At 66.9% G+C, this 17,753-nt stretch carries 19 protein-coding genes; 9 read left to right on the top strand and 10 right to left on the bottom strand.

The window, feature by feature from the left end:
* Positions 1-684 carry a GntR family transcriptional regulator gene (locus tag J2W14_RS01400; RefSeq protein WP_307457312.1) on the bottom strand — a complete coding sequence of 228 codons (684 nt, stop codon included), beginning with the start codon at positions 682-684 and terminating at the stop codon, positions 1-3.
* A gap of 429 nt (positions 685-1,113) precedes the next feature.
* Between J2W14_RS01400 and J2W14_RS01395 the strand changes: the two genes are divergently transcribed.
* From J2W14_RS01395 to J2W14_RS01380, 4 genes are all read left to right on the top strand, one after another.
* Positions 1,114-2,139 (top strand): LacI family DNA-binding transcriptional regulator, encoded by a 1,026-nt coding sequence (locus tag J2W14_RS01395; RefSeq protein ID WP_307457309.1) that lies wholly within the window; start codon positions 1,114-1,116, stop codon positions 2,137-2,139.
* Between the two features lie 80 nt (positions 2,140-2,219).
* Entirely contained in the window at positions 2,220-3,176 is a 957-nt protein-coding gene (locus tag J2W14_RS01390) for a ribokinase (protein WP_307457306.1), read from the top strand.
* Positions 3,173-3,643, top strand: a complete 471-nt coding sequence (locus J2W14_RS01385; protein ID WP_307457303.1) for an RpiB/LacA/LacB family sugar-phosphate isomerase — start codon at positions 3,173-3,175, stop codon at positions 3,641-3,643. The genes J2W14_RS01390 and J2W14_RS01385 overlap by 4 nt, the downstream gene beginning before the upstream one ends.
* A gap of 82 nt (positions 3,644-3,725) precedes the next feature.
* Complete coding sequence (locus tag J2W14_RS01380; protein ID WP_307457300.1) at positions 3,726-5,093, top strand: MFS transporter; 1,368 nt, start codon at positions 3,726-3,728, stop codon at positions 5,091-5,093.
* A gap of 76 nt (positions 5,094-5,169) precedes the next feature.
* Here the strand turns inward: J2W14_RS01380 and J2W14_RS01375 are convergent, their stop codons facing one another.
* The 9 genes from J2W14_RS01375 to J2W14_RS01335 all read right to left on the bottom strand — a co-directional run bounded on the left by J2W14_RS01375 (position 5,170) and on the right by J2W14_RS01335 (position 12,241).
* Positions 5,170-6,222 (bottom strand): HoxN/HupN/NixA family nickel/cobalt transporter, encoded by a 1,053-nt coding sequence (locus J2W14_RS01375; RefSeq protein WP_307457298.1) that lies wholly within the window; start codon positions 6,220-6,222, stop codon positions 5,170-5,172.
* Complete coding sequence (locus tag J2W14_RS01370; RefSeq protein WP_307457295.1) at positions 6,222-7,097, bottom strand: urease accessory protein UreD; 876 nt, start codon at positions 7,095-7,097, stop codon at positions 6,222-6,224. Before J2W14_RS01370 ends, J2W14_RS01375 begins: the two co-directional genes overlap by 1 nt.
* On the bottom strand, positions 7,094-7,711 hold the full coding sequence (ureG, locus tag J2W14_RS01365; RefSeq protein ID WP_307457291.1) for an urease accessory protein UreG: 618 nt from the start codon (positions 7,709-7,711) through the stop codon (positions 7,094-7,096). Before ureG ends, J2W14_RS01370 begins: the two co-directional genes overlap by 4 nt.
* A gap of 34 nt (positions 7,712-7,745) precedes the next feature.
* Complete coding sequence (locus J2W14_RS01360; RefSeq protein WP_307457288.1) at positions 7,746-8,435, bottom strand: urease accessory protein UreF; 690 nt, start codon at positions 8,433-8,435, stop codon at positions 7,746-7,748.
* Positions 8,416-8,898 (bottom strand): urease accessory protein UreE, encoded by a 483-nt coding sequence (gene ureE, locus J2W14_RS01355; protein ID WP_307457286.1) that lies wholly within the window; start codon positions 8,896-8,898, stop codon positions 8,416-8,418. Before ureE ends, J2W14_RS01360 begins: the two co-directional genes overlap by 20 nt.
* A 19-nt stretch (positions 8,899-8,917) precedes the next feature.
* Positions 8,918-10,708 (bottom strand): urease subunit alpha, encoded by a 1,791-nt coding sequence (gene ureC, locus J2W14_RS01350; protein WP_307457285.1) that lies wholly within the window; start codon positions 10,706-10,708, stop codon positions 8,918-8,920.
* Positions 10,705-11,022, bottom strand: a complete 318-nt coding sequence (locus J2W14_RS01345; RefSeq protein WP_307457282.1) for an urease subunit beta — start codon at positions 11,020-11,022, stop codon at positions 10,705-10,707. Before J2W14_RS01345 ends, ureC begins: the two co-directional genes overlap by 4 nt.
* A 10-nt stretch (positions 11,023-11,032) precedes the next feature.
* Positions 11,033-11,335 carry an urease subunit gamma gene (locus tag J2W14_RS01340; protein ID WP_307457279.1) on the bottom strand — a complete coding sequence of 101 codons (303 nt, stop codon included), beginning with the start codon at positions 11,333-11,335 and terminating at the stop codon, positions 11,033-11,035.
* Positions 11,336-11,482: 147 nt separating this feature from the next.
* Positions 11,483-12,241: a FadR/GntR family transcriptional regulator gene (locus tag J2W14_RS01335; RefSeq protein WP_307457276.1), complete on the bottom strand. Its 759-nt coding sequence runs from the start codon at positions 12,239-12,241 to the stop codon at positions 11,483-11,485.
* Between the two features lie 209 nt (positions 12,242-12,450).
* Here J2W14_RS01335 and J2W14_RS01330 point away from each other — a divergent pair, with 209 nt between their 5' ends.
* From J2W14_RS01330 to J2W14_RS01310, 5 genes are all read left to right on the top strand, one after another.
* Positions 12,451-13,815: an MFS transporter gene (locus tag J2W14_RS01330; RefSeq protein ID WP_307457274.1), complete on the top strand. Its 1,365-nt coding sequence runs from the start codon at positions 12,451-12,453 to the stop codon at positions 13,813-13,815.
* A 90-nt stretch (positions 13,816-13,905) separates the two neighbouring features.
* Positions 13,906-15,666 carry a dihydroxyacetone kinase family protein gene (locus J2W14_RS01325; protein ID WP_307457271.1) on the top strand — a complete coding sequence of 587 codons (1,761 nt, stop codon included), beginning with the start codon at positions 13,906-13,908 and terminating at the stop codon, positions 15,664-15,666.
* Complete coding sequence (locus J2W14_RS01320) at positions 15,663-16,133, top strand: ribose-5-phosphate isomerase (RefSeq protein WP_307457268.1); 471 nt, start codon at positions 15,663-15,665, stop codon at positions 16,131-16,133. The genes J2W14_RS01325 and J2W14_RS01320 overlap by 4 nt, the downstream gene beginning before the upstream one ends.
* On the top strand, positions 16,117-16,941 hold the full coding sequence (locus tag J2W14_RS01315) for a triose-phosphate isomerase family protein (protein ID WP_307457266.1): 825 nt from the start codon (positions 16,117-16,119) through the stop codon (positions 16,939-16,941). Before J2W14_RS01320 ends, J2W14_RS01315 begins: the two co-directional genes overlap by 17 nt.
* The gene (locus tag J2W14_RS01310) at positions 16,938-17,753 is read left to right on the top strand and encodes a sugar phosphate isomerase/epimerase family protein (RefSeq protein ID WP_307457264.1); all 816 of its coding nucleotides are present in this window, start codon (positions 16,938-16,940) and stop codon (positions 17,751-17,753) included. Before J2W14_RS01315 ends, J2W14_RS01310 begins: the two co-directional genes overlap by 4 nt.

The raw sequence follows: 17,753 nt of genomic DNA, 5'->3' as shown, positions 1-17,753 counted from the left end.
TTACTGGGCGCCGATATGCACCAGGAGTTCGTGCTCGGCGGCGTCCAGGTACCGGCGCAACTCGGCCGCGGCCTCGTCCCGGCGGCCGGCACGCAGCAGCGCCACGAGGGCGGCGTTGCGTTCCACGTAGTGGCTGTGGAAGTCCGTTGTGGTGGCCATGGCGTGGAAGACCAGGCGCATCTGGGCGAGGACCCTGTCCATGAGTTCATCCACTGACGCACTCCCGGAGAGCGCCACCAGCGCCTTGTGCAGGTCCTGGTTGGCATCGGCCATCTCCGTCACGGCCCCCGCGCTCAGGGCGGCGCGGGCCCGGTCGATGATGGCGTCGAGGGCATCCAGGGTCTCTGCCCGGTATTCCCCCCACAGCACGGCCGCCGGTTCGATCAGCCGGCGGACCCGGTAGATTTCACGGACGTCCTCGGCCTGCGGCGCGGACACGAACACGCCGCGATTCGGAATGCGCCGCACCACGGACTCACCGGCGAGGACGGTGAAAGCCTCCCGCAGCGTATTCCGTGAGACGCCCAGGACCTCGGAGAGTCTCTGCTCGGAGAGTTTCGTTCCCGGGGCGATTTGGCCCGCCGAAATGCGCGAACGCAGCACAGCAGCCACCCACGACCCGGTGTGGGCGTGAGTCGCCTGGACCTCGTCGGAGATCCCTTCAAGCGCGGTATTCATCGGCATGGATCCAATCTACCGAAGAAGCGTGCACTCCCCGCGCCGCGTCCGGCACGGCCGACCCGGCCGACCAGGACGACCAGGCCAGCATCGCTGCGACGCGCCTTCAGGCCTGCGCGGCGGTGAACACCTGCCGCTACCGGAATACCGGCGCGCCAGGAATTCCGCGAGGCGCGGGGAATCTTCCGCGTCGTGACCCCGCACCGGACACTCCGCGGGTCCGCCGTCTCATTCCTCAAGGAGTCACAGGTAACACAGGCACCATAGGCATTCGTCCGCGTTCACGCCGATCACGCCGCAATCATTGACACAATCCTGATCGTGAAGCCGAAGCCATTGACACAACGTAATTCGCATCACATACTTGTGGAACCGATTCCATGGAATCGATTCCATGAGCAGTTCACAAGCAGTCCCACAATGAGGTGTGCAGCAGTGACAGGACCTTCCATCACCATCAAGGACGTAGCGGCACTGGCCGGCGTCTCGCCGGCCACGGCGTCAAGGGTGCTGTCGGGGAATCCGGCGACGTCGCCGCAGTCCAGACAGCGAGTGGCCGCGGCGGTCGCCCAACTGGATTTCCATCCCAACGCCCAGGCCCGAGCACTCCGATCCACCAGGACCAACGTCATCGGGCTGCTCCTTTCAGACGTCCGCAACCCGTTTTTTGCCGATCTGGCACACGCCGCGGAGCAGGCGGCACTCGCCGAGGGGCTTGTCACCCTCCTCGGGAACGCCAACGAGAGCATTCCGCAGCAGGACCGGTATTTGGACACCTTCATTTCGCAGCGCGTGGACGGCGTGATCGCCGCGCCCCAGGGTGAAGGCAGCTCCAGCCTCCACGCCCTGCTGGAACGGGGAATCCCCACGGTATTCGTCGACCGGACTGTCGACGGTGTCGACGTCCCGAGTGTGACAACAGACAGTGATACCGGCATCCGCCAGGCGGTGGAGCACCTCGCCCGCCAGGGACACGAGCGCGTCGGCTACATCGCTGGGCCCCAGACCACGTCCACGGGACGGGACCGGCTCAAGTCCTTCTCCCGTTCCGCCCGGGAATTCGGGCTGAGCACCGACCCCGCCCTGACCTATTTCGGGGACTTTCAGTCCGCCAGCGGTTCGGCCGGCGCGCACCACCTGCTGGGCCTCGCGCAGCCGCCGACCGCGCTGCTGGCCGCCGACAGCCCCATGGCCGTCGGCGCGCTGGCCACCTTGAACCGGAAGGGCCTGCGCATCGGCCGGGACATGGCGCTTATTGCCTTCGATGACATCGAATGGTTTTCCCTGCTGGATCCGCCGCTGACCGTCATTTCCCATGACGTGGAGGCGATGGGCCGGACCGCGGTCAGGCTCCTGCTCGAGGTTATCGACGGTCAGAAGCCGGACTCGGTCGTCCTGCCCAGCGAACTGATAGTCCGCGCCTCCTCAGGCACGACTGGCCCCAGCGTGGGGCAGCCGTGATAGCGGCCGCTTCCGTCCCGTCCGACCCCTCTGATTTCCGGCTTGGGGCACCATCCGACACCACTAAAGGAGCAGGTCCCATGAGCACGGTTTTTGTGGTCGGAAGCCTCAATATCGACCAGAACATCCGCGTCCGCTCCCTGCCCAGGGCTGGCGAAACCGTCCCGGGATCGGACGCAACGTTCAGCCCCGGCGGCAAGGGCGGCAACCAGGGCGTTGCGGCGGCCCGCGCGGGTGCCTCGGTGAAATTCACCGGCGCTGTCGGTGACGACGCCCATGGACGGCGAATCCTTGAGGTCCTGTCCGGGGCCCACATCGACGCCGGTCATGTACGGGTCGTCGCCGGCGCCGCCACGGGGACTGCCGTCATCGCTGTCGACGACCAGGGCGAAAACCAGATCATCGTCAGTCCGGGCGCTAATGCGGGGCTCACCGCAGGCGACGTCGAAGCCGGACTCGCCGCCATGCGGGCCGGCGACGTCCTGGTCCTGCAGCTGGAGATCCCGACGGCGCTGGTCCGGCAGGCCGCACGGACCGCTAAGAGCCGCGGGGCGTTTGTCATCCTCAACGCCGCCCCCGCCCCCCGGCGGATCGACGGGCTGCTCGACGACGTCGACCTCCTGGTAGTGAACGAGCAGGAAATCCAAGTCCTGGCAGGCCACGCCGGGATACGCGGGAGCCACCGGGACCTGGTCCAGACGCTCCCACCAGTTCTTGGTCCGGCAATCGTCTGCACCGCCGGAGCGGAAGGGTCCCACACGGTCCTGGACGGCAACCTTGTGCACGTCCCGGCGACGAAAGTTACCGCCACGGACACCACAGGGGCCGGCGACACGTTCGTGGGCTACCTCGCCGCGTCCCTCGCAGGCGGCCCACGCCGGCTGCCTGCCGCACTGATCCAAGCCAGCCGCGCATCGGCCCTCGCCGTCACGCGCAGCGGCGCCATGGAATCGATTCCATGGCGCCATGAAATACCGGCATCCGAGCCGTCCCCCGCAACAACCAACCCCGCCATTCCGTACCAAGGAGTCTCATGAAAATCGCACTCGGCAACGACCACGCCGGCTTCCCCCTGAAGGCCTTCGTCCAGTCCGTCCTGGAAGACCTCGGCCATGAGGTCATCGACTGCGGCGCACCCAGCGAGACCCCGGTCGATTTCCCGGACATCACCCGAGCCACCTGCGATCTGGTCCGCTCCGGCGAGGCCGAGCGGGCCGTGTTGGTCTGCGGGACCGGGGTGGGCGCCGTCATGGCGGCCAACAAGATCCCGGGCATCCGTTGCGCCCTGGGACACGATGTCTACTCCGCCCATCAGAGCGTGGAACACGACGATGCGAACGCCATCGCCATGGGCGCCTGGCTGATCGGCAGGGCCACGGCCAAGGAAGTCCTCGAGTCCTTCCTGGACGCCAAGTTCGACAACGACGAGGACACGATCCGGCGGGTCCAGAAACTGCGCGAGATGGAGCTCGAGGGAGCACGGGAACTGGCCGCCGAAATCTGACCGGTCCGGCCCCACCAGAAGTTCAACAGGCCTTCGGCGCACCGCCCAGGGCTGACCAGCAATATCAAAGGAGATATCGAACATGACGGCAGCAATTACGGACCGGCCCCGCCAGGCCGCCCACGGTTCCCCCGGAAAGATCAAGACTGCCATGGCTTCGGCCGCCGGCACCTGCGTGGAAAATTACGACTTCGTGGCCTACGGCACGGCCGCGGCACTGTACTTCGGCAAGGTCTTCTTCCCCAACACGGACCCCGTCGTCGGAACTCTTCTGGCCTTCGCCACGCTGGCTGTGGGCTTCCTGATGCGGCCCATCGGCGGGGCCGTCGGCGGCTACCTCGGCGACAAGTATGGCCGGAAGCCCGTGCTGGTCGGTGCCTTGCTGACCATGGGCATCGCCACCGTCCTGATCGGCTGCCTCCCCACCTACGCGCAGGTCGGCATCCTCGCACCCATCCTGCTCGTCATCATCCGGATGATCCAGGGCCTGGCCTTCGGGGCCGAGTGGGGCGGCGCCGTTATGATGACGTTCGAGCACGCGCCGTGGAAGCAGCGAGGCCGCTTCGCCGCCATCCCTCAGGCAGGCAACCCGCTGGGCATCACCCTGGCCAACGCCGCCTTCCTGCTCTCCGCGTCGCTGCAGACCGACTGGGCCTGGCGGTTGCCGTTCCTCGCCAGCGCCATCCTGATCGTTGTCGGCCTGGTGGTCCGGATGAAGCTTGAGGAATCCCCCGAGTTCGAACACACCAAGGCCACGGGCGCGATCGTCAAGAACCCCCTGACCACCGTGATCAAGAACGACTGGCGAAACATCCTGCGGGTGATCTCTCTTCGCATTGTGGAGAGCTGCGCGTACTACGTCACGGCAACGTATCTGCTCTCCTACATCGCCAAGAACAACCCCGATGACCGGGCCATCGGCCTCACCGGCATTGTGATCGCCAGCCTTCTTGCCATCCCGGTCACGCTGATCGCCGGCGCGCTTACCGACCGCATCGGCCGTCGCAAGCTTTACCTTGGCGGAACCATCGCCGTCATCGCCTTTGGCTTCCCGATGTTCCTGCTCAGCAACACCGGTAATCCGTTCCTGATTGTGCTGGCGTTCGTGATCGGCATCGGCATCATCCACGCCACGTTTACCGGCACGCAGGGTGCCTGGTTCGCAGAGCTGTTCCAGACCAACACCAGGACGTCCGGTGCCTCAATTGGCTACCAGGTTGCCGCGTCCATTTCCGGATTCGCACCCTTCCTGGCCGTTCTGTTGGCCTCCGTCTTCGGCTGGGCCGGCGGCGCCTCGCTGTACGTCCTCGTGGGCGTCATCGGCCTCATCGGGGTGTTGAACACCCGGGAAACCTGGGGCGCCAAGGAAAAGGCCGAGGTGGACGCCATCATCGCCGGCGAGCCGGCCGCTTCCGCAGCGGACCAGCCAGCACCGTCCTCCGTGCGCTAGAACGGACAAAATGCGACCCGGGCCCGCCCTCTTCGACGGACCCGGGTCGCATTTCTTAAGTGGCTATGTAGGCCTGCTAGGTCCCTCGACGTGACATGGCCAACCGCCCGCGCACGGAGGCCGCTCCCCAGACGGTCAGCAGGGATGCCACTAGCAGCAGCCCGGCCTCGCCCAGGTCGACGTCCCCGAGCCAGCCGGTCACGGGATCCTCAAGTCCGAAGGCCGCGTTGAAGAACCCGCCCAGGGTGATGACTGAAATGGCCAGGGCCGACACGGCGGAGATGCCGGTGATCAGGGCGTTGAAGCCCAGCGTGCGCTGCGGATTGTGGATGGCGGAGCTGTACATCCGCATCATGGCGACTCCGTTGATGGTGTCGCACAGTGTCATGGCGGCGGCAAATGCCAGCGGAAGCGCCAGGAGGGCCAGCGGGGAGACCCCGGCAAGCGATGCGGCCGTGGCCATCACCAGCAGGCCGATCGTGGTGGCCGTGTCGAAACCCAGTCCGAAGAGGAAGCCGATGACGTAGATGTTCCGCGGCCGCCGGACGCGGGACAGGGGTTTGGCCAGCAGCCGAGCCACGAATCCCTTCGCCTCCAGGTCCTCCTCCCGCACCGCTCCGCCGCCCTGCACGCTGCGGTAGGCCTGCGCGGTCCGGATGAAGGCGGATCCGTTGAACAGCCCCATCGCGAGAAGGAAGATCCCCGAGACGCCGCTGCCGATCAGCCCCAGCACCAGGTTGCCGGTGGTGCCGTCCTCCATGAACTGGCCCACCAGCGCGGCGCCGCCGACCACCAGGATCCCGGCCAGGATCACCACCGAGCTGTGGCCCAGGCTGAAGGCGAACCCGACGCTCACCGGGTCCCGGCGCTGGGCCACGAACTTGCGGGTCGAATTGTCGATGGCGGCGAGGTGGTCCCAGTCGTAGCTGTGTTTGATGCCCGCCAGGTAGGCCGTCAGCACCAGGCCGAGCGCCAGCGGCTCGCCGGCCGTCACCAGACCGGTCAGCAGGAGCACGACGGCGGCCGCATGCAGGGCCAGCACCGCACCGAAGGTGACCAACAGCCGGGTCCGCAACGGGAGCTGCTCGCGCTGACGGTACAGGGCGGTAACTCCGGTCAACGTGGTCATCAGTATTTCCTTAGGTCCAGGGGCGCCGTGCCGTGCCACCGCTGCCGGAGCAGGGCGCTGCAGGCGCACAGGAGCCGGTTGAGTTCTTCGGTGCTGTTCGAGAGGGACCGGAGCACCAGACCGCTGATGCCATCAACTGTGGCAGTTAATGAGACTCCCGTGTAGGCCTCATTCCCGGCCGTCAGCACGTGCAGTTCGTCCGCGAGGGCCTGGTCGACGCGCCGGTCGACCACGATCAGGGACCCCACATGGCTGAAGTCCTCCATGAACCCCATCCCCGTGACGTCGTGCGTTGGGGGCCGGATCAGCAGGTTGTCGAGGGCCAGCAGTCCGCTCTTCCCCCCGGATTCGACCCGGATCTCGGTCCGGAGCCGCAGTTCCTCGTAACGGAAGGAGGCACCGTCCGGCGACCAGCCGGGGGTGACGACCTCGGACATGACCAGGCTCGACGTCGGGTGCAGGGTGATGTGCGTGTTCTGCCGGTAGCTGGCCTCCCGGTAGGCGATCAGCTGGTCCGGGGCCAGCTCCAGCTGCGATCCCTCCCCCAGCCGCAGCCGCATCCGCTGCTCCGCGAAGGAGCCCGGCGTCCGGTAAATCTTGGTGGCCGACTGCGTGGTGAGCAGCAGCTTCGCCCGGTCCGCCACCTCCACATGGATGACATAGAGATCGGCCCCCAGATACGCCCCGCCAGGATTCACCACGACATAACAAACCTGCCCCGAATCATCCAGGTAATGCGCCCGCAAAACCCGCAAGGCCCCGCGATGGTACTGATGCACGGCCACGGACTTCTCCCCGCGCACGGCAATCCGCAACTCAAGCTCCCCCATTGGTGAAGCAACCGCGGGAGGCTCAACGGCCGCCGTCGTGCTCATGACGCCAGGTCAAGCATCAGGACATCGCGCCGCATCCATTCGATCACGCGTTCCAGTCCTTCGTCGGTCTTGAGGTTGGTGAAGCAGAACGGCTTTTCGCCCCGGAATTCGCGCGAGTCCCGCTCCATCACGGAGAGGTCCGCGCCGACGTGCGGCGCGAGATCGGTCTTGTTGATGATAAAAAGGTCGGACTTGATCATGCCCTGGCCGGCTTTGCGCGGGATCTTCTCGCCCTGGGCCACGTCGATGATGTAAATGGAAAAGTCCACCAGTTCGGGGCTGAACGTGGCCGAGAGGTTGTCCCCGCCGGATTCCACGAAGATCACCTGCAGATCCGGGTGCCGCTGCTTCAGCTCCTCGATGGCCGCGGTGTTCATCGACGTGTCCTCGCGGATGGCGGTGTGCGGGCAGCCGCCCGTTTCCACTCCGATGATCCGGTCGATCGGGAGGATCCCGTTGGCCGCCAGGATCTTGGCGTCCTCGATCGTGTAGATGTCGTTGGTGATCGCCGCCATGGAAATCTCCCGGCTCATGTGGCGGGTGAGGCGCTCCACGAGCTGGGTTTTGCCGGCGCCCACCGGGCCGCCGATGCCGATTTTGATGGGCTCAGACATATTCTTCTCCAGACATATTTCTCTCGCGGCTGACTTAGCTCATGAACATTCGGGCACGCTGGCGCTCGTGCCGCATTTGCGAAATTTCGAGGCCGGGGCTGACCGCGCCAAAGTCGGACCGGTCCAGGCTTCCGGCGCGCCTGACGGCGGCAACGACGTCGTCGGCCGCCTGCCGCAACAGCCGCTGGCCGGCGTTCTGCCCCAGCGGGATGGCCCGGACGGCGTTCTGCGTCAAGGACGTGACCGCGGCGAACAGGTAGGCGGCGAGGGCCTCGGGCAGCGGGACACCCAGGGAACGCGCGACGACGGCGAACGCCAGCGGCTGGTGGCCGGCGGCGCGGCCGGAACCCACCAGTTCGCGGTACTCCGCCAGCTCCGGGGACGGAAAGATCTCGGCGCCGATCTCGAGGAGCCGGGTGCCCATTTTGATGCTGGCCTCGCGCAGCTGCCGGGGCAGCAGCTGGGCCGTCAGCAAGGCATCCAGTTCAGTAACAGGAACATCCTCGTAGAGGAACCGGATGGCCAGGGCGTCCGAGTAGCTCAGCTGTTGCCCCACGAACGCCGCCAGCCACACCCCGAACGACGCCTCGTCGTGCACCAGCCCGCGGTCGATGTAGCTCTCAAACCCCAGCGAGTGCGCGAACGCCCCGGTGGGCAGCGCCGAATCACACAGCTGCTGCAGGGCCAGCTGGTAGGACGCCGGGCTAGTGGGAGTGCTCGGCATGGCGGAAGGGGACGGACATCACGCGCTCCTGGCGGTCATAGGGCGCTCCGACGTGTTTGAGGTAGTCCTCCACCGTGTGGTCGTACTGGCAGACCATCACGGCGGCACCGTACTCGGAGGAGGCCTCGAAGAACTGGGCCTGCAGGTGGCGGTTGCCAAGCGAATGCGCCACTACCCCCATCTCGTGGATGGAGCGCGGCGCGATGACGAGGACATCGGTGGGCAGCACCGACACCACGATCATGTTGGCCTCCGCGACGTGCAGGACGTCGCCGTCGCGCAGGTCCCCGGAACCGGAGGGGAGGCGGATGCCCAGTTCCTTGCCATGGTCGGTGGTGACGCGCTGGACGCGTTTGACCAGCTGGGCGCTGGGGAGCACGACCTTTTCGCGGTGAAGCCCGGCATACGGGTCCGGACCCGGGGGAACATCGTGCGTGTTGCCGAGGACCTTGTCGATGATCATTCCTGTCTCCTCTGGACGCCTAGAAAAGGAAGTAGCGCTGCGCCATGGGCAGCACATCGGAGGGTTCGCAGGTGACGTCCTCGCCGTCGACCGTCACCCTGTACGTTTCCGGGTCCACGTCGATCTCCGGGGTGGCGCCGTTGTACTTGAGGTCCGCTTTCGTGAGGCTGCGGATGCCGGACACGGGCCGGATGACCTTCTCCAGGCCCAGCTCGGCCGGGACCCCGGCGTCGATGGCGGCCTGGGAGAGGAAGGTGATGGAGGACTGTTGCAGGGCCTTGCCGTAGGCGGCGAACATCGGCCGCATGGTGCGCGGCTGCGGCGTGGGGATGGAGGCGTTGGCGTCCCCCATCAGGGCGTAGGCGATCTGCCCGCCCTTGAGCACCAGTTCCGGCTTGACCCCGAAGAACGCCGGGTCCCAGAGCACCAGGTCCGCGAACTTACCGACCTCCACCGAGCCGACGGAGTCCGCCATGCCCTGCGCGATGGCGGGGTTGATGGTGTATTTCGCGACGTAGCGTTTCAGGCGGAAGTTGTCGCTCTCCGCGCCCAGTCCGGACGCGGCGCCGTGCTCGCCGCCGTCTGGATCCTTCAGGATCCCGCGCTGCTTTTTCATCTTGTCCGCGACCTGCCAGGTGCGGATGACCACCTCGCCCACCCGGCCCATCGCCTGGGAGTCCGAGGAGGTGATCGCGAAGATCCCCAAATCCTGGAGCACGTCCTCGGCGGCGATGGTCTCGGCGCGGATGCGGGAGTCCGCGAAGGCCACGTCCTCCGGGATATCCGGGTTGAGGTGGTGGCAGACCATGAGCATGTCCAGGTGCTCTTCGATGGTGTTGCGCGTGTACGGCAACGTGGGGTTCGTGGAGGCCGGCAGGACGTTGGGCAGCCCCGCGATCTTGATGATGTCCGGGGCGTGCCCGCCGCCGGCGCCCTCGGTGTGGAAGGTGTGGATCACGCGCCCGTCGATGGCCCGGATGGTGTCCTCCACGAAGCCGCACTCGTTCAGGGTGTCGGTGTGGATGGCCACCTGGACGTCGTAGGCATCCGCGACCTGCAGCGAGGTGTCGATCGAGGAGGTTGTGGAGCCCCAGTCCTCATGGACTTTCAGCCCGATCGCGCCGGCGCGGATCTGCTCGGCCAGGGGCTCGACGGCGGACGCGTGCCCCTTGCCGAACAGGCCGATGTTGATCGGGAGCCCTTCGGCCGCCTGCAGCATCCGCTGGATGTGCCATTTCCCGGGGGTAACGGTGGTGGCCTTGGTGCCCTCGGCGGGGCCGGTGCCGCCGCCGATCATGGTGGTCACGCCGCTGCACAGGGCGGCGGGGACCTGGTCCGGGGAGATGAAATGGATGTGCGAGTCCACGCCTCCGGCGGTCAGGATTTTCCGCTCCCCGGCGATGATTTCGGTGCTGGCGCCGATGACGATGTCCACGCCGTCGGTGATCTGCGGGTTGCCGGCCTTGCCGATCCGGAAGATGTGGCCGTCCCGGAGCGCGACGTCGGCCTTGTAGATCCCGGTGTAGTCGAGGATGACAACGTTGGTGATAACGGTGTCCGGAACCCCGTCGCCGGAACCAACACCGCCGGAACCAACACTGCCGGAACCAACACCGTCGCGGGTCACCTGGCCGTTCTGGCCCATGCCGTCGCGGATCACCTTGCCGCCGCCGAAGACCACTTCCTCGCCGTACACGGTGAGGTCGTTCTCGATTTCGAGGAAAAGTTCGGTGTCGGCGAGGCGGATGGAGTCGCCCGTCGTGGGCCCGTACAGGTCCGCGTACTGCCGGCGGGATAACTCGAAACTCACTTGCGTCCCTCCAGACTTCCATTGACCGCATTGCTGAGGCCGAAGACCTCGCGCCGGCCGGCGAGCTCGATCAGCCGGACGGTCTTGCTGTCCCCCGGCTCGAAGCGGGCCGCCGTGCCCGCCGGGATGTCCAGGCGCCGGCCGTAGGCGGCCCGCCGGTTGAACGTCAGGGCGGCGTTGGCTTCGGCAAAGTGGAAGTGCGAGCCCACCTGCACGGGACGGTCCCCGGTGTTGATCACCACGACGTCGACCGCCTCCCGGCCGGCGTTGACCAGCACGGGCTCGGGGCCCAGGACGTATTCTCCGGGAATCATCTCGGTGCCCCTATCGGATCGGGTCGTGGACGGTGACGAGCTTGGTGCCGTCCGGGAACGTGGCTTCGATCTGGACGTCGTGGATCATCTCCGGCACGCCCTCCATGACGTCGTCGCGGCGGAGCACGGTGGTGCCGTAGCTCATCAGCTCCGCCACGGTCCTGCCGTCCCGGGCGCCCTCGATCAGCTCGTAGCTGATGATGGCCACCGCCTCCGGGAAGTTCAGCTTCAGCCCCCGCGACTGGCGCCGGCGGGCGAGGTCGGCCGCGACCACGATCATGAGCTTTTCCTGCTCACGGGGCAGAAGATGCATGACGGAATCCCTTCAACACCGGCGGTCACGGGCCTGGCGGCGCCGCGGTGTTGCCAGCGTAGACGGAGAAGGTTTCCTGCAGGTTTCCTTTTGTCACAAACTGCGGCGCAGCGGACGCCGACGGCGTCGACGGCGGCGTCGCGGGGTTCAGCCCTGCGGGTCGTTCCGTTCCGCGTCGTAACCGGCCAGGAGCCGGCGGGCCGCGGTGCCCATGTGCGAATGCATGGCGGCCGTCACGCCCGCCTCGTCGCGGCGCTCCAGCGCCGTGAAAATCTCCCGGTGTTCCGTGAGGGCGGCCGCTGCATGCCCTTCGTCGGTCAGGGCGCGGTCCACCCAGATCCGCAGCAGTGAGCGGATGCTCTGCAGGAGTTCGGCCAGGATCTGGTTCCCCGAACTTTCGGCGATTTCGCGGTGGAAGGCAGCATCGGCTTCCACAAAGGCCGCAAGGTCATCCAGGTTGGCTTCCATTGCAGCCAGGTAGCCGCGCAGACGCGCCAGTGCTTCGTCCGTGATGCGGGCCGCGGCGAGCTGGCCGGCCTGGACTTCGAGGCCTCCGCGGAGCTCCACGAGCTCACGAGTTCGCGGTTCCCCAAGCATGAGGCCCCAGCTCAGGGTGCGCGGCAGCAGTTCCGAGATGCCGTCCCGGAGATAGGTGCCGGAGCCCGGCCGGACCACCACGATGCCGAGGATCTCCAGGGCCGCCAGCGCTTCGCGGACGGCTGAGCGTCCCACCCCCAACGAGGCGGCGAGTTGGCGTTCGCCGGGCAGCCGTGTTCCGGCGGCAATCTCCCCGCTCGTGAAGTAGCCCAGAAGTCGCTCGGCCACCTCTGAGACAACCGACCCCTGCTCCATGGAGCCGAGGGCGGCGCTGATCTTGGCGGCCGAAGCGGCGGAGGTGGCAGACACAGTCCAAGGGTAACAACCGGATGACCAGTTGAACCCGAGGCCCAACCGGAAAAGAAATAACTCGTCAACCGGTTGACCAATTTGCGGGTGGAGGCCTATGGTTTTAATCACACGCTTTAGCTATCGCAGCCCGCACGGGCACCAGCAACCGGGCGAAACCGGAAGGCCCCAGCGCAGGGAGCCGCAGCAACCAATCTCTAGGAGTCAATGTGGACACCACACAATCGGTGGTCGAAAGATCTGCAATTAAGAAGGTGGCGTACCGGCTGGTGCCGTTTGTCGCCCTCATGTTCTTCATCAACTTCCTGGACCGAACGGCCATCTCGTTCGCCGGCCCGAACGGCATGAATCAGGATCTCGGCCTCTCGGCGGCCCAGTTCGGCTTCGCGTCGGGCGTCTTCTTCATCGGCTACATCCTGCTCGAGGTTCCCAGCAACCTGGCCCTGCACAAGTTCGGCGCCCGCCGCTGGCTGGCCCGCATCATGGTCAGCTGGGGCATCGTGTCCCTGCTGTTCACCTGGGTCAGCAGCGTGGAGCAGCTCTACGTCCTGCGCTTCATCCTGGGTGTGGCCGAAGCCGGGTTCTTCCCCGGCGCCATCCTCTTCCTGAGCCTCTGGGTCCCGGCCCGGCACCGCAGCAAGATTCTCGCCCTGTTCTACTTGGCCCAGCCGCTGACCACCGTCATCGGCGCACCGCTTGCCGGCTTCCTCATCCAGCAGGAGGGCCTCTTCGGCCTCGAGGGCTGGCGCGTCATGTACCTCGGCGTCTCCATTCCGGCCATCATCGTCGGCATCATCGCCTGGTTCTACCTCGTCGACTCCCCGGCCAAGGCAAAGTGGCTGAACCAGGACGAGAAGACGTGGCTGACCAACGCCCTCGAGACCGAAAAGAAGGAAACCTCGGCGAGCAACAAGCACGTCAGCGTCCGCACGGTCTTCTCCAACGGCAGGGTCTGGGTACTGTCCGTCATCTACTTCGGCTTCATCTACGGCCTGTACGCGCTGGCGTTCTTCCTGCCCACCATCATCGCCGGCTTCGAAGGCCTTTACGGGACCAAGTTCGACGTCTTCCAGAAGGGCCTGATCACGGCCATCCCCTACGTGCCCGCGGCCTTTGCCCTGTACTTCTGGTCCAAGGACGCCACGAAGCGCGGCGTCAAGACCTGGCACATTGCCCTGCCCGCCCTGATCGGCGGCCTGAGCATCCCACTGGCCCTGTTCGCCGGTTCGCCGGCCGCGACTATCGCCGTCATCACCATCACGGCCATGTCCATCTTCGCGGCGCTGCCGAACTTCTGGACCGTTCCCACCCAGTTCCTGACCGGAGCCGCCGCAGCAGCAGGCATCGCCCTGATCAACACCGTGGGCAACCTGGCCGGCTTCAGCGCCGGCTTCGTTACCGGCTGGCTCAAGGACTGGACCGGCTCCTACACCGTACCGATGTTCGTCGTCGGCGGCTTTATGCTCCTCTCGGCCGTCCTCATGGTGGTCCTGAGCCGCACCGGCAAAGTGAGCGAAGGCGTACCCGCTGAGGCCCTTGATCCCAAGGGTGCCGGACACCACGCCGAACCGTAACAGACCCGGGGGCGTCCCCCTTACCCGGGGACGCTCCCGCACCAACATTCGCGTCACGACCTTTCCCTTAGTTAGGCCCAGGAGCTTCCCATGACCCGCCTGTTCAATGAACCTTCAGCTTTCGCTGACGAGATGATCGAAGGCTTTGTTGCCTCCCACGGCCGCTGGGTGAAGCGCGTTTCCGGCGGCGTGGTCCGCAGCACCAGGAGCACTCCGGACACGGTGGCGCTGGTGATCGGCGGCGGATCCGGTCACTACCCGGCGTTCGCCGGCCTGGTGGGGCAGGGCCTGGCGCACGGCGCCGCGATGGGCAACCTGTTCGCGTCCCCCTCCGCCCAGCAGGTCTACAACGTGGCGAAAGCCGCCAACAACGGCGCCGGCGTGCTCCTGGGCTACGGCAATTACGCCGGCGACGTCCTGCACTTCAATCAGGCCCAGGACCGTCTCCACAAGGAAGGCATCGACTGCCGGAGCATCGCCGTCACCGACGACGTATCCTCCGCCCCGCCGGCCGAACGCAGCAAGCGCCGCGGCATTGCCGGGGACCTGACCGTCTTCAAGGTCGCCGCTGCCGCCGCGGAAGCGGGCTATTCCATGGACGCCACCGTGGACATCGCCGAGCGCGCCAACGACCGCACCCGTTCCTTCGGGGTCGCCTTTACCGGCTGCACCCTGCCGGGCGCTGACCACCCGCTGTTCTCCGTCCCCGTGGGCCGGATGGCCGTGGGCATGGGCATCCACGGCGAACCCGGCATCGGCGAAACGGAGATCCCGACGGCGGACGAGCTCGCCGAGCTGCTGGTGGCCAAACTCCTCACCGAAATCCCCGAGGGACTCGAGGCCTCGGCCGGCGCTGCTGCCCGACCGCGCGTGGTCCCGATCCTCAACGGTCTGGGCAGCGTCAAGTACGAGGAACTCTTTGTCGTCTACCGCCGCGTCGCCCAGCTCCTCGCCGCCGCCGGCCTGGACGCGGTGGACCCGCAGGTGGGCGAACTCGTGACCAGCTTCGACATGGCCGGCACCTCCCTCACCCTCTTCTGGCTCGACGACGAACTTGAGACCCTCTGGAACGCACCGGCCGACGCCCCGGCCTTCCGCCGCGGCGCCGTCACCGCGGCGGCCCTCGAAACCACCGAAGTCACCGACCTCGCCGAGGCCCAAGCATCGATCCCGGCCGCATCCGAAGAATCCCGCGCCGGTGCCGTCCGCATCCTCGCCGCGCTCGGCGCCGCGAAGGCCGTGGTGGAGGCCAACGCCGACGAACTCGGCCGGATCGACGCCATCGCCGGCGACGGTGACCACGGCATCGGCATGGAACGCGGCGTCCGCGCCGCCGTCGACGCAGCCCGTGACGCCGTCGCCGGCGGCGCAGGTGCCGCCACCACCCTGCACTTCGCCGCTGATGCCTGGGCCGACAAGGCCGGCGGCACGTCCGGCGCCCTCTGGGGCATGGCCCTGCGGGCCGTCGGAGACACGGTCGGGGACACCAAAGCCCCCGACGCCGAAGCCGTCGCCGCCGGAGTCGCCGGCGCGGCGGCCGCGATCATGGAGTTCGGCAAGGCCAAGCCCGGGGATAAGACCCTGGTGGATGTCCTCGTCCCGTTCCGCGACGCCCTCACATCCGGTGTGAATGCCGGGCAGTCCCTCACCGAGGCCTGGGGCGCCGCCGCCACGGTCGCGCAACAGGCCGCCGAAGACACCGCACAGCTGCTGCCCCTCATGGGCCGCGCCCGCCCGCACGCCGAGAAGAGCCTCGGCACCCCGGACGCCGGAGCGGTATCCATGGCACTGATCGTCCGAGCCATCCACAACACGCTCATCGAGCGGACCACCATTAAGGAGAAAACATGAGCGCCAAACTGCGCCTGATCGTTGGAGCCGACGACGCCGGTTTCGAATACAAGGAAGCCCTGAAAGCTGACCTGGAGGCCTCCGACCTGGTCGAATCCGTGACCGACGTCGGGGTCGATGCCACCAGCCACACCCCCTACCCGTCCGTGGCCATCGCCGCCGCCGAACTCATCGCCACCGGCAAGGCCGACCGCGCACTGCTGGTCTGCGGCACCGGGCTCGGCGTCGCCATCGCCGCGAACAAGGTCCCCGGCATCCGCGCCGTCACCGCGCACGACAGCTTCTCCGTGGAACGCTCCATCCTGAGCAACAACGCCCAGGTCCTCACCTTCGGCCAGCGCGTCGTAGGACTGGAACTGGCCCGCCGGCTCGCCCGCGAATGGCTCACCTACACCTTCGACGAGACCTCCGCCTCGGCCGAAAAAGTCACCCTGATTAAGGACTATGAAGGTGTCACTTCCTGCTAACCCCGCCGCCGGCGGGACAGCCTCACCCAAGGCCATCATCGGCGTCAGCCTGAAGATGTACTTCGGCTACGCACGCACGCTCGACTACTGCCGCGACGTGGCCGCCATCGCGTCAGCGCACCCGACGGTCCAGAACGGCGACATCGAGCTCTTCGTGCTGCCCACCCTCCCGGGGCTGCCCGAAGCGGCCCGCATCCTCGGGACCGCAGGGGCAGCAGCCGGCGCGCAGGATATCTTCTGGGAGGACGAAGGCGCGTTCACCGGTGAAGTCGGCGGCAGGATCGTGGCCGAACTCGGCGGCCGGTACGCCGAAGTGGGCCACGCCGAACGCCGCCGGATCTTCGGCGAGGACGACAGGATCATCGGGCTCAAGACCGCCGCCGCCTACCGCAACGGCCTCACCCCGGTCCTGTGCGTCGGCGAACGGCAGCAGGGTTCCGTGGAGGAAGCCGTCACCCGCTGCTCCGCGGAGATCGACGCCGCCCTTAACCGCGCGCAGTCGCTGGGGCCGGTCGGCCGCACCATCGTGGCGTACGAGCCGCAGTGGGCCATCGGCGCCCCGGAGCCCGCAACGCCGGAGTACATCAGCGCCGTCATCACCGGACTGGACGCACACCTGCGCTCCATGCCCGGCCAGGCCGACAGTCGGGTGATCTACGGCGGCAGCGCCGGCCCCGGCCTGATCACCCAACTGGGCCCCGCCGTCGCCGGGTTGTTCCTGGGCCGCTTCGCCCACGATCCGAAGGCGCTCAAGACCATCCTGGACGAGGCCGCCGCACGGCTGGCCGCGCAGAAGGTGGCCGCATGAGCGGCATCGGACCGGGCTCACGCATAGGCCTGAGCAGCTACGCCTTTTTCTGGCAGCTCTCGGACCAGGTCTCCAGTCCGCTCAGTATCCACCAGGCACTGGAGCGGACCGCAGCCCTGGGCGTGGACCTCTTCCAGATCTGCGATTACGCCCCGCTGGAAGCCATGACGGACTCCGAACTGAAAGCCGTCCGCGCCACAGCTGACCGGTTGGGCATCTCCCTGGAGCTCGGCACCAAGGGCATCCGGCCGGAGCATCTGCGCAAGTTCCTGCGCATCGCCGGGATCCTCGGATCTCCCCTGCTGCGGACCATGTTCAACGTCCCGGGCCACGCCCCGACGGTGGACGAAGCGGTAGCGATTTTCACCGGGGTCCTGCCGGAATTCGAGGCCGCCGGGGTGAAGATCGCGGTGGAAACCTACGAACAGGTCCCCACCTCCCGCATCCTGGAGGTCATCAGCCGCGTGGACAGCCCGTACCTGGGCATCTGCAGCGACCCGGCCAACACGGTCGCGGCACTGGAGATGCCCCGTGAGGTGATTGACGCCGTCGCCCCGTACGTCCTCAACATGCACATCAAAGACTTTGCGTTCAGCCGCAAGGAGGGGTGGGTCGGGTTCACGTACTCCGGCGCTCCCCTCGGCGAAGGGCTTCTCGACTATGACTACATGGCCGGGAAGTTTCAGCCCAAAGAAAGAAACATCAACCAGATCGTCGAACACTGGCTGCCGTGGCAGGACTCCGAGGCGGAAACCATCCGCCTCGAAAACCAGTGGACCCAGCAAAGCATCGAATTCCTAAGGAGCAAGTGA

Source organism: Pseudarthrobacter oxydans (genome assembly GCF_030812335.1).
Classification (GTDB): Bacteria; Actinomycetota; Actinomycetes; order Actinomycetales; family Micrococcaceae; genus Arthrobacter; species Arthrobacter oxydans_B.
Note: the sequence above shows the minus strand (reverse complement) of the source record. Positions and strands in the feature narration are given on the sequence as shown.

Coding starts and splice junctions, on each gene's coding strand:
- J2W14_RS01400 (WP_307457312.1), bottom strand. CDS start 684: ATGCCGATGAATACCGCGCTTGAAGGGATCTCCGACGAGGTCCAGGCG.
- J2W14_RS01390 (WP_307457306.1), top strand. CDS start 2,220: ATGAGCACGGTTTTTGTGGTCGGAAGCCTCAATATCGACCAGAACATC.
- J2W14_RS01385 (WP_307457303.1), top strand. CDS start 3,173: ATGAAAATCGCACTCGGCAACGACCACGCCGGCTTCCCCCTGAAGGCC.
- J2W14_RS01380 (WP_307457300.1), top strand. CDS start 3,726: ATGACGGCAGCAATTACGGACCGGCCCCGCCAGGCCGCCCACGGTTCC.
- J2W14_RS01375 (WP_307457298.1), bottom strand. CDS start 6,222: ATGACCACGTTGACCGGAGTTACCGCCCTGTACCGTCAGCGCGAGCAG.
- J2W14_RS01370 (WP_307457295.1), bottom strand. CDS start 7,097: ATGAGCACGACGGCGGCCGTTGAGCCTCCCGCGGTTGCTTCACCAATG.
- ureG (WP_307457291.1), bottom strand. CDS start 7,711: ATGTCTGAGCCCATCAAAATCGGCATCGGCGGCCCGGTGGGCGCCGGC.
- J2W14_RS01360 (WP_307457288.1), bottom strand. CDS start 8,435: ATGCCGAGCACTCCCACTAGCCCGGCGTCCTACCAGCTGGCCCTGCAG.
- ureE (WP_307457286.1), bottom strand. CDS start 8,898: ATGATCATCGACAAGGTCCTCGGCAACACGCACGATGTTCCCCCGGGT.
- J2W14_RS01345 (WP_307457282.1), bottom strand. CDS start 11,022: ATGATTCCCGGAGAATACGTCCTGGGCCCCGAGCCCGTGCTGGTCAAC.
- J2W14_RS01340 (WP_307457279.1), bottom strand. CDS start 11,335: ATGCATCTTCTGCCCCGTGAGCAGGAAAAGCTCATGATCGTGGTCGCG.
- J2W14_RS01325 (WP_307457271.1), top strand. CDS start 13,906: ATGACCCGCCTGTTCAATGAACCTTCAGCTTTCGCTGACGAGATGATC.
- J2W14_RS01320 (WP_307457268.1), top strand. CDS start 15,663: ATGAGCGCCAAACTGCGCCTGATCGTTGGAGCCGACGACGCCGGTTTC.
- J2W14_RS01310 (WP_307457264.1), top strand. CDS start 16,938: ATGAGCGGCATCGGACCGGGCTCACGCATAGGCCTGAGCAGCTACGCC.